This window comes from Streptomyces sp. NRRL F-4489 (genome assembly GCF_001509485.1).
Taxonomy (GTDB): Bacteria; Actinomycetota; Actinomycetes; order Streptomycetales; family Streptomycetaceae; genus Streptomyces.
Window position 1 is genome coordinate 1 of sequence record NZ_LLZI01000055.1, and the last position, 10833, is coordinate 10833.

Here is a 10833-nt window from a genome sequence, read left to right on the forward strand (position 1 = left end):
GGTACGGGGTGCTGCTCCGGCGGGTGGGGGCGGGGGGACCGGGGGGCGGTGGCTCGGCTGCCGGTGGCCCGGCCGCTGGTGGCTCGGCCGCTGGGGCGTCAGCCACTGGTAGTGGTACGGCAGTTGGCGGGGCGTCGGGTGTGGCGGATGGGGCGGAGGTGCGGGCGGAGGCGTAGGGGGACCCATGGCGGGCCGGGTGTCGTTCGTCCCGCCCTGGCCGCCCCGTCTTCGTGCTGGCCCCACCCCCGAAACGGGTGGCCGCACGGTCGATCGGGCCGGGCCGGCCCGGGAGGCTGCTGTGTACGGGCGGTGGCGCGCGCATCGGGTGCGGGCCGGGACCGTTGAGCAGCCAGGACAGGGGGAACGGTGCGGGGCAATACGGGACGAAGCGATACGGGACGACGTACCGGACGACGGCGGGCCGTGGGCATCGGCGCGCTGGTGGTGATCGCGGTGACGGCCGCGGCGGTGGCCGGGCCCGGAGCCGGCGCGGAAGAGGCGGCGGGGGCTACGGGGCCGAAGGCCGGGGCGCGTACGGCAGCGCGTACGGGGGCGCCGGGCGCGGTGCGTACGGGCCCCGTCGCCGGTGCGATGACGCTCCCGGCGCCCACCGGGCCGTTCGCCGTCGGGACGGTCGCGCTGCACCTGACGGACCGTCAGCGCAAGGATCCGTGGGTCGCCGGCCAGGCCCACCGGGAGCTGATGGTCAGCGTCCGGTATCCGGCGGGGCCGGGGGCCGGGCGGTTCCCGCGGGCGGCGCAGATGACGGGGGCCGAGGCGGCCGCGTTCGACAAGCTGAACAACTTCTCCGGCCACGTCCCGCCGGGGAAGGTCGCCTGGGGCGCCACCCTCACCCACGCCCGCGCGGGCGCGCCGGTGGCCCGTTCGGCCGGGCGCCGGCTGCCGGTGGTCCTCTACTCCCCCGGCGCCGGCGACCCGCGCGGCCTCGGCAGCACCCTCTGCGACGAACTGGCCTCCCGCGGGTACGTCGTGGTCGCCCTCGACCACACCTACGAGGCGCCCGCCGTCGAGTTCCCCGGCGGCCGGGTGGCGCGCAGTGTGATGCTCGACGAGATGGCCAGGGCCCAGCGGGCGGGGAAGATGACCGAGCTGCTGGAGAAGGTCAGCGCGGTACGGGTGGCCGATACCCGCTTCGTGCTGGACGAACTGGCGCGCGGCGGGCGGGAGTCGGCGCTGCCGGCGGTGCTGCGCGGGCGGCTGGATCTGTCCGCGGTGGGGATGTTCGGGCAGTCGGCGGGCGGTTTCACGGCCGCGCAGGCCCTGCACGACGACCCGCGGATCAAGGCGGCGGTGAACATGGACGGGGTGATGGGCTACACCCAGCGCGACGACGACCCGTCCCACCCGTCCACCGTGGGCCGGGACGGGGTGGACCGGCCGCTGCTGCTGATGGGCATGGCGGGGGACGACCACCACTCGGTCGCGTCCTGGGACGCGGTGTGGCGGCACAGCGCGGCGCGCGGCGCCTGGCTGCGGGACCTGACGCTGCTCGGCAGCCGGCACGCGAGCCATACGGACGCGGAGGCGATGGTTCCGCAGCTCGCGCGCCAGGTGGGGCTGTCCCCGGCGGACGTGGCGGACATGATCGGGACGGTCGCCCCCGCGCGGGCCGTCGCGGCGGAACGGGCGTATGTGACCGCGTTCTTCGACCGGTGGCTGCGCGGGCGGGACGCGGGGCTGCTGGACGGGCCCTCGGGGCGGTATCCGGAGGTGCGGTTCGTGCCATGAGCGGCGGGACGGAACGGGGCGGGCCGGACCGGGCCGGGGCGGCCCTGGGGCCGTCTACGGCCGGTGCGTCCCCTGCCCCGGTACGTCCCCCGGGCCGGTGCCCTACTCCCCGCCGCCGCCGTCCCGCGTCAGCCGTTCGAACGCCGCGAGGTTGCGGGTGGATTCGCCGCGCGCCACCCGCCAGGCGTACTCCTTGCGGATCGCCGACGCGAAGCCCAGCTCCAGGAGGGTGTTGAAGCTGCCGTCGGCGTTCTCCAGGACCGTGCCGAGGATGCGGTCCAGTTCGTCGGGGGTGACGGCGGCCAGCGGGAGGCGGCCGACGAGGTAGATGTCACCGAGCTGGTCGATCGCGTAACTGACGCCGTACAGGCGGGTGTTGCGCTCCAGCAGCCAGCGGTGGACGGCTTCGTGGTTCTCGTCCGGGCGGCGGACGACGAAGGCGTTGAGGGACAGCGAGTGGCGGCCGACCTTCAGCGAGCAGGTGGTGGAGAGCTTGCGGGTGCCGGGCAGCTTGACGACGTAGCTGCCCTCGGCGGGCGACTCCCACTCCAGGCCGGCGTCGGCCAGCGTGCGCTCGATCACCGCGGCGGCCTGCCGCGCCTTCTCCGCGCCCGTGGCGGGCCGCCCGCCCTCGCCGGGCCGGCGCCCGTCGCTCCGCTCGCCCGGCTCCGCCGCGGGCTTCCGCTCCTCACCCATGGAGTGATCGTAGGGGACGGCGGCGTTCCTGGAGGGCGGCGGCGTAGACGTCGGCGGTGGCCGCGGCGGCGGTGTCCCAGCCGAACGACCGGGCGTGCCGGGCCGCGGCGCTGCCCATGGTGGTGGCCAGCGCCGGATCGTCGACGAAGCGGCGCAGCGCGCGGGCGTAGTCGGCCGGGTCGTGGCCGGCGACCAGGAAGCCGCTGACGCCGTCCCGGACGGCCACCGGCAGACCGCCGACCGCGGCCGCGACGACCGGGGTGCCGGACGCCTGCGCCTCTATCGCCACCAGCCCGAACGATTCGCTGTACGAGGGCATGACCAGCACGGACGCGGCCCGATACCAGTCCGCGAGCTGCTCCTGGCCGACCGGCGGGCGGAACCGCACCAGATCGGCGATGCCCAGCCGGGCGGCGAGCTTCTGGAGCCCCTCGGGCTTGGCCAGACCGCTGCCGCTGGGCCCGCCGACCACCGGGACGACCAGCCGGGAGCGGAGCGAAGGGTCCGCGTCGACCAGGACGGCGGCGGCGCGCAGCAGGATGTCGGGCGCCTTGAGCGGCTGTATCCGGCCGGCGAAGAGCGGAATGACCGCGTCCTGCGGCAGGCCGAGGCGGGCCCGGGCGGCGGCCCGGCCGGCCGCGATGTCGGCGGCGCCGCCGTCCGCCTGCGGCCGGAAGCGGTCGAGATTGACGCCGGGGTGGACCACCGCGACCTTGCCGGGGTCGGCGTCGTAGTGCCGGACCAGCTCGTCGGCCTCGCCGGCGGTGTTCGCTATCAGGCGGTCGGCGGCCTCGACGATCTGGGTCTCGCCGATGACCCGGGCGGCCGGCTCGGGGGTGTCGCCGGCGGCCAGCGCGGCGTTCTTGACCTTGGCCATGGTGTGCATGGCGTGGACCAGCGGGACCCGCCAGCGCTCGGCGGCCAGCCAGCCGACGTGGCCGGAGAGCCAGTAGTGGGAGTGCACCAGGTCGTAGTAACCGGGGCGGTGGCCCGCCCACGCCTGCATCACGCCGTGCGTGAAGGCGCACAGCTGGGCCGGCAGCTCCTCCTTGGCCAGCCCCTCGTACGGGCCGGCGGCGACGTGCCGGACGAGGACGCCGGGGGCCAGCTCGACGGCGGGCGGCAGGGCGCCGGTGGTGGCGCGGGTGAAGATCTCGACCTCGATGCCGAGGGCGGCGAGCTTGCGGGCCAGCTCGACGATGTAGACGTTCATCCCGCCGGCGTCGCCGGTGCCGGGCTGGTGGAGGGGGGAGGTGTGCACGCTGAGCATCGCCACCCGGCGGGGGCGCCGGGTCGCGCCCGGCAGGCGCAGCCGCGCCGGACCCGGGAACTGGCCTCCGGCGCGCCTGGCCGGCGCCGGGGGACCGCCGTGCCGGCCGCGGAGCCGGGACACGTATTGGCTCACTGCGAGCTACCTCCTCGGCGAGGCGGGGCACCCGCCTCCGCCCCCGTGCAACAACACCGGACGGCGATCCATTTCCCGTCCGGCCCGCATCTTCGAACTTTCTTCGTACTTTGCCAAAGCGGGGGCGGGGGCGGGCGGCGAGGCCCCCCGGCCCCAGCGGCCGTCCGCCGGGACGCCCATCCGCCGGGACGCCCTACCCTCGATGCATGGCCCGCCGCTCCCCCGTTTCCGCCGTCCGCACCCCCGCCGCCCCGGTTCCCGCACCGTCCCGGCCGGCCGGAAGCGCCACCCGGGAGCCGGCGGTCAGCGCCCGCGGACGCGTACCCGTACCCGTATCCGTATCCGTATCCGTAGGAAACGGCAGCCACCGGCCCGCGAGGACCCCCGGCCGCCGCCCCCTCGGCAACGTCACCCGCGGCACCACCAACCCCAACCGCCTCCGCCGGATGGACCGCTGGATCGCCGCCGAACACGCCGCCGTCCTCCGCCGCACCGCCGACCCCGTAGCCGTGGACCTCGGCTACGGCGCCGCCCCCTGGACGCCGCTGGAACTGCTCGGCCGGCTGCGCACGGTGCGCCCGGACGCCCAGGTCGTCGGCATCGAGATCGATCCGGCCCGGGTCGCCGCCGCCCTGCCGTACGCCCGCCCGGGCCTGGACTTCCTGCACGGCGGCTTCGAGCTGCCGCTGCCCGGCGGGCCCGGCCGCGCCCCGGTCCTCATCCGGGCCGCGAACGTGCTGCGCCAGTACGACGAGGACGAGGTCGCCGCCGTCTGGCAGCGGCTGTGCGCGCGGCTGGCGCCGGACGGGCTGCTGGTGGAGGGCACCTGCGACGAGATCGGGCGGCGCCACGTATGGGTCGCGCTGGGCCCCGAGGGCCCCCGCACGGTCACCTTCGCCGCCCGGCTCGGCTCCCTGGACACCCCCTCCGACCTGGCCGAACGCCTCCCCAAGGCGCTCATCCACCGCAACGTCCCGGGCGAGCCGGTGCACGCCTTCCTCCGCGACTTCGACCGCGCCTGGGCCGCCGCCGCCCCGCTGAGCGCCCTCGGCGCCCGCCAGCGCTGGCGCGCCGCGGTGGCCCACCTGGCCACCGACTGGCCCCTGGCCGGCGACCCCCGCCGCCATCGCCAGGGCGAGGTCACGGTGCGGTGGGCCGCGCTGGCACCCCGGGGCGGCGGGGTGGCGTGAGCCGTCCCCGGCTGACGCTTACCCGGCGAACGCGGGCGCGGCGGACGTAGGAGAGACAGCTGACGCACCAGAGGTACCGGACATAGCCGACGTAGCGCCGGATGGCGACGGCACACCCGTTCCGGACCGGCCCGCCGGCAAGGTCGCCCCCGCCGCCGCCCACCCCAGCTCCCGCAACCGCGCCTCGGACTCCGACCCCCGCTCCGCCGTGTACGTCACCAGCATGTGGTCCGGGTCCGCGGCCGCCCGGAAGCTCTCGAACGAGACGGTCAGCTCACCGGCCCACGGGTGCCGGATCCGCTTGGTGCCGCGCAGGCACTCGGAGACCCCCTGGGCCGCCCACATCCGGCGGAAGTCCGGGCTGCGGTCCAGGAGTTCGTTCACCACCTCGCAGATCCGCGGATCGTCCGGGTGGCGGCCGCTGTCGGCCCGCAGATTGCCGACGATCTCCTGGGCCTTCTTCTCCCAGTCCGGGTACAGCTCGCGGGAGGCCGGGTGGAGGAAGACCAGCAGCGCGGTGTTCCGCTGGGCGGGGTCGAGCGCGTCGAGGTCGAACGAGAGCCGGCCGCCGGGACCGTTCCAGGCCAGGATGTCCAGACCGCGGCCGACCACCACCGCGGCGACCGCCGGGTCCATGGCGTCCAGCAGCTGCCGGATCTCCGGGCTCACGGTACGGACCGGGGCGGACGCGCGGGCGCCGCGCGGACGGCCGGCGGTGCGCCGCCGCGGCCCGGCGATGTTCCGCAGGTACGCCGCCTCGCCGTCGGTCAGCCGCAGCGCGCGGGCGAGGGCGTCCAGGACGGCGTCGGAGACCGCCGGCGCCCGGCCCTGTTCGATCCGGGTGTAGTAGGCCACGCTGATCGCGGCGAGCTGGGCGACCTCCTCGCGCCGCAGCCCGCGCACCCGGCGGCGGCCGGGCCCCTCGGGCAGGCCGACCTCGACCGGGTCGAGCGCGGCACGGCGCGCCTTGAGGAACGCACTGATCTCGATTTCCCCGTGCACCATCCGTCCAGTATGCGCCGCGCCCCGAAATCCGAAGCCCGCGGTTCCGCTTCCGGGCCGGACACCGGCCCCCGGCTCCCGGCCGGCGGCGCCCGTCCGGTCACCGCCCGATCACCGGCCGATCAGCCGCCCGATCCCCGGCCGATCAGCCGCCCGCGCCGCTCGCACCGCTCACCCCGGGCGCACCGCCCGCCCCGTCCACCCCGTCCGCCTTTCGCAGCACACCGAGCAGCGCCGCGACCAGCTCCCGGTCCCGGTCCTGGGTGAGCAGTTCCCGGGCCGGCTCCGGAGCCAGCCACACCACCCGGTCCACCTCCTTGTTCGGGATGAAGCCGCCGCCGGTGGCCTCGGCGGACCAGTAGCGGACCTCCTTGGGGCGGGGGCCCACCCGGTAGTGGGCGGTGGGCAGTTCCGGGCCCAGGGCGCAGGTCATGCCGGTTTCCTCCAGGACCTCGCGCAGGGCGCCGCGACGGGCGTCCTCGCCCGGTTTGAGCTTGCCCTTGGGGAAGGACCAATCCGCCCACTTCGGCCGGTGAACGAGGGCCAGTTCGATGCCGCCGCCGGGGGTGCGGCGCCAGAGGACGCAGCCGGCGGCCCGGATCGGGCCCGTGGGCGCCGGTGGGCGGGGCGCATCCGGGGCGTCGTCCTTGCGGTCCGCCGGTTTGGCCATCGTGGGTCCGCTCCCCCGTCAGGCGCCGCGTTCCGGGGCCGGTCCGGTGGGGAGCCAGGCCCGGCCGAAGGCGTAGCGGGCCGCCTCGACCTCGTGGCGCTGGTCGGCGTGGAGCACGCCCAGCGCGTACGCGGTGGCCGGGGCGATCCGCGGGGTGCGGGCGGCGGCCGCGGCCGCGGCGGCCGCCTCGGCGGCGTCCCGGTGGCGCTCCAGGGCGCGCCCGGAGTCGGCCAGCCGCGGGTCGATCGCCTCCGGGGCGATCACCTCCTGCGCGTAGTGGCTCAGCCGCACCAGCAGCCGGGCCTGGTGCCAGGGTGCGTCCTGCCGGTCGTCGGCGGCCAGCGCGGCGGCGTTGTACGGGTGGCCGGCGCGGGCCAGCGGGAGGGTGGCGACCGCCTCGGCGAGCCGGCGGTGCGCCTGCTCGGCCAGCGGCGGCAGCGCCTCCGCGGCGGGCGTCTCACCGGCCCGGCGGGCCAGCGGCGCCTCGGAGGCCAGTACCGCGACCGCGTCCGCGACGGCGTGGAAACGGGACGAACCGAGCGCCTGGAGGGTGGCGGAGTGCGCCCGGCTGCGGGCCAGGGTGAGCTGCCGGTCGAGCAGCGCCCCGGCCCGGGCCGCCCCGGCGGCGAGCGCGCTCAGGTCGTCGGGGTCAGGTGTGGTGGCGGCCGGGGCGGTGGCGGTGGCCGGGGCGGCGGGGGCGGAGGCGGAGGCGGTGGGCGCGGTGGCGCCGCGGCCGGTGCGGATGTCCCGGCCGGTCCGGCCGCCCCGGGCGCCGCGCTCCGGTGGCCGCTCGGTGCGGCCGTCCCGTCCGGTGAGCCGCTGGAGCGCCGCCATCAGCCGGTCGCGGCGCGCCGCGCACGCCTGCTCGCGGGCCAACGTTCCGCTCAGCCAGCCGAGTTCGGAACGGAGGTGGTCGGCCCACGCCTCGTCCGTCAGCGGGCGGAAGGTGTGCAGCGTGGCGCTGATCCGGCGGGCGGCGCGGCGCAGCTGCCGGGCCGCCTCGCCCGCCTCCGCCGCGTCCGGCCCGGCCTCCCGGTGCAGCCGCAGACTCCGCAGGAAGTCGGCGGACTGGCGGTGCAGATAGCCGGCCAGGACGTCGCCGGCGGTGCGTCCGGCCAGCGCGCCGCCGGTGGGCCGCCCGCCGGGCACGGACCCGGCACCGGGGCCGTCCCCGTACATCGCGTCCCCACACCCGGCGTCCCCGTACACCGCCTCCCCGTACCCCCGGTCCCAGTACACCCCGCCTCCGTACACCCCGCCCCCGTACACACCATCCCCCAGCCCGTTTACCGGCCCATCCTCCGGCCGCCCGTCCCCCGGCCGCCCGTCCCCCGGCCCGTCCACCACCGCCGCGCGGCCCCCCGGCCGCCGGCCCGACTCCTCACGTCGCTGGGCCACGCCGGCGCCTCCGGGCGTCGATGAGCATTTCCTGGACGTTCCGCAGCGGCGTGCCGTCCGCGTCCACCGCGTGCCGGGTCCAGTCGCCGTCCGGGCCCAGGTGCCAGGACGAGGTGGCGTCCGACGTGCCGGTCTCCAGGAGGCGGTTCAGCGCCGCCCGGTGGGCCGGGTCGGCGACCCGTACGAGGGCCTCGATCCGCCGGTCGAGGTTGCGGTGCATCATGTCCGCGCTGCCCAGCCACACCTCCGGCTCGCCGCCGTTGCCGAAGGCGAAGACCCGGGAGTGCTCCAGGAAGCGGCCGAGGACGCTGCGCACCCGGATGTGCTCGCTCAGTCCGGGCACCCCGGGGCGCAGTGCGCAGATGCCGCGCACCCAGATGTCGACCGGCACCCCGGCCTGCGAGGCGCGGTAGAGCGCGTCGATCACCGCCTCGTCCACCATCGAGTTGACCTTCATGCGGACGTAGGCGGGGCGGCCCGCCCGCTGGTGCGCGGCCTCCTTGTTGATCCGCTGGATCAGCCCGTCGCGCAGCGAGGTCGGCGCGACCAGCAGCCGGCGGTACGTCTCCCGCCGGGAGTAGCCGCTGAGCCGGTTGAAGAGGTCCGAGAGGTCCGCCCCCACCTGCGGGTCCGCGGTCAGCAGCCCCAGGTCCTCGTACAGCCGGGCCGTCTTGGGGTGGTAGTTGCCGGTGCCCACATGGGAGTACCGGCGCAGGATCTCGCCCTCCTGGCGGACGACCAGCGACAGCTTGCAGTGCGTCTTCAGCCCCACCAGCCCGTAGACGACGTGGCAGCCGGCCTCCTCCAGCTTGCGCGCCCACTTGATGTTGGCCTGCTCGTCGAAGCGCGCCTTGATCTCGACGAGGACGAGCACCTGCTTGCCGGACTCGGCCGCGTCTATCAGGGCGTCCACGATCGGCGAGTGGTCGGAGGTGCGGTAGAGGGTCTGCTTGATGGCGAGCACGTCCGGATCGGCCGCGGCCTGCTCCAGGAACGCCTGCACGGAGGTGGAGAACGAGTCGTACGGGTGGTGCAGCAGGACGTCCCGGGCGCGCAGCGCGGCGAAGATGTCCGGCGCGGACGCCGACTCCACCTCCGCCAGATCGCGGTGGGTGCCGGCCACGAACTTGGGGTACTTCAGCTCCGGCCGGTCCAGCGCGCCGATCCCGAACAGCCCGGTCAGATCGAGCGGCCCGGGCAGCGGGTAGACCTCCGCCTCGGAGACCTTCAGCTCCTGGACGAGCAGGTCGAGCACGGCCGGGTCGATGGTCTCCTCGACCTCCAGCCGGACCGGCGGCCCGAAGCGGCGCCGCATCAGCTCCTTCTCCAGGGCCTGGAGCAGATTCTCCGCGTCGTCCTCCTCCACCTCCAGGTCCTCGTTGCGGGTCACCCGGAACATGTGGTGCGCCCGCACCTCCATCCCCGGGAACAGCTCCTCCAGATGCGCCGCGATCACGTCCTCGATGGGGACGTAGCGCTGCGGGGACGCCTCCAGGAAGCGGGAGAGCAGCGGCGGCACCTTCACCCGCGCGAAGTGGTCGTGCCCGCTGACCGGATTGCGGACGACCACGGCGAGATTCAGCGACAGCCCGGAGATGTACGGGAACGGGTGCGCCGGATCGACCGCCAGCGGGGTGAGCACCGGGAAGATCTGCTGCCGGAACAGCGTGAACAGCCGGGCCTGCTCCTTCTCGGTCAGCTCCGGCCAGCGCACCAGCCCGATGCCCTGCTCGGCCAGCTCGGGCGCGACGTCCTGCTGGAAGCACGCGGCGTGCCGGGCCATGAGCTCACGGGAGCGGGTCCAGATCAGCTCCAGCACCTCGCGGGGCTGGAGGCCGGAGGCGGAGCGGGTGGCGACGCCGGTGGCGATGCGGCGCTTGAGGCCGGCGACCCGGACCATGAAGAACTCGTCGAGGTTGCTGGCGAAGATCGCCAGGAAGTTGGCCCGCTCCAGCAGCGGCGTGGCCGGGTCCTCGGCCAGCTCCAGCACCCGCTCGTTGAACGCCAGCCAGCTGCGCTCGCGGTCCAGGAAGCGGCCGCCGGGCAGCTCCGCGCCGTCCGCCCCCGGGGCACGGCGCTCCTCGTACGCGTCCGGATCGGCGTCGAGGTCGGGCTCCAGCCCGGAGACGGTGTGCCGCACGGCGTGCGGGCGGTGGGCGGCGATCGAACCGACCGAAGGCTGTGCCGAGGGCTGCGCCACCGGCCGCGCCGAGAGCTGCGCCGACGGCTGCGCCCCGGACCGCAGGCCGGGCTGCGGCGCGGATCCCGCCGCCCTCGGCGCCTCCGGCGACGGCGTCTCGGACCGGTCCTGGGCCGGTGCGCTGCGCTGCTGCTTCATGTCCTTATTCTTCCGCGCCGGGGCCTTTCCAGGCGCGCCGGAATGCGGCGGAACGACTCGGGTCCGCGAGTGGGGGACGTGGGGGAGCGCGGGCTGCATTCAGTGATGTTCGCAAGCGTTATTGAACCGCTGGTAACGCGGACATGGCGGCCAGGGAAGCGGGACGCCACCCACGGGTGTCCCGGCCGCCCGCCCGGGACGCCACCGGCGGATGTCCCGGCCGCCCGCCGATCCGGGAAAGTCGGCTGCGGGGCCCGCGCCCGCTCCCTACGCTGAGCGCGTGCTCAGACCTTCGACGAATCCCACGCCAGGTCCCGGGCCGGCTCCCGCCGGGCCCATACCCCCGCCGCCCCCGCCCCCGTACGCCCCCGCCTACCCCCTGCGC

At 76.1% G+C, this 10833-nt stretch carries 8 protein-coding genes; 2 read left to right on the top strand and 6 right to left on the bottom strand.

Translation table 11 applies throughout. The features are described 5' to 3' along the window. The first annotated feature begins 423 nt into the window (after positions 1–423). On the top strand, positions 424–1749 hold the full coding sequence (locus ADL22_RS06930) for an alpha/beta hydrolase family protein (RefSeq protein WP_234430575.1): 1326 nt from the start codon (positions 424–426) through the stop codon (positions 1747–1749). A gap of 102 nt (positions 1750–1851) precedes the next feature. On the opposite strand, the gene ADL22_RS06935 is transcribed toward ADL22_RS06930, so the two are convergent. Both ADL22_RS06935 and mshA read right to left on the bottom strand, forming a co-directional pair. Continuing rightward, positions 1852–2445 (bottom strand): YbjN domain-containing protein, encoded by a 594-nt coding sequence (locus ADL22_RS06935; protein ID WP_079063897.1) that lies wholly within the window; start codon positions 2443–2445, stop codon positions 1852–1854. Next, positions 2438–3850 (bottom strand): D-inositol-3-phosphate glycosyltransferase, encoded by a 1413-nt coding sequence (gene mshA, locus ADL22_RS06940; protein ID WP_420711544.1) that lies wholly within the window; start codon positions 3848–3850, stop codon positions 2438–2440. Before mshA ends, ADL22_RS06935 begins: the two co-directional genes overlap by 8 nt. Positions 3851–4056: 206 nt before the next feature. Between mshA and ADL22_RS06945 the strand changes: the two genes are divergently transcribed. After that, the gene (locus ADL22_RS06945; RefSeq protein ID WP_234430576.1) at positions 4057–5040 is read left to right on the top strand and encodes a class I SAM-dependent methyltransferase; all 984 of its coding nucleotides are present in this window, start codon (positions 4057–4059) and stop codon (positions 5038–5040) included. A gap of 18 nt (positions 5041–5058) precedes the next feature. On the opposite strand, the gene ADL22_RS06950 is transcribed toward ADL22_RS06945, so the two are convergent. The 4 genes from ADL22_RS06950 to ADL22_RS06965 all read right to left on the bottom strand — a co-directional run bounded on the left by ADL22_RS06950 (position 5059) and on the right by ADL22_RS06965 (position 10448). Beyond that, positions 5059–6045, bottom strand: a complete 987-nt coding sequence (locus tag ADL22_RS06950; RefSeq protein WP_079063898.1) for a helix-turn-helix transcriptional regulator — start codon at positions 6043–6045, stop codon at positions 5059–5061. A gap of 142 nt (positions 6046–6187) precedes the next feature. Continuing rightward, positions 6188–6712 carry an NUDIX hydrolase gene (locus tag ADL22_RS06955; protein ID WP_079063899.1) on the bottom strand — a complete coding sequence of 175 codons (525 nt, stop codon included), beginning with the start codon at positions 6710–6712 and terminating at the stop codon, positions 6188–6190. Positions 6713–6730: 18 nt separating this feature from the next. Further along, positions 6731–7891: a CHAD domain-containing protein gene (locus ADL22_RS06960; RefSeq protein WP_079063901.1), complete on the bottom strand. Its 1161-nt coding sequence runs from the start codon at positions 7889–7891 to the stop codon at positions 6731–6733. 202 nt (positions 7892–8093) lie between these two features. Continuing rightward, complete coding sequence (locus ADL22_RS06965) at positions 8094–10448, bottom strand: RNA degradosome polyphosphate kinase (protein WP_066974782.1); 2355 nt, start codon at positions 10446–10448, stop codon at positions 8094–8096. Positions 10449–10833 lie beyond the last annotated feature (385 nt).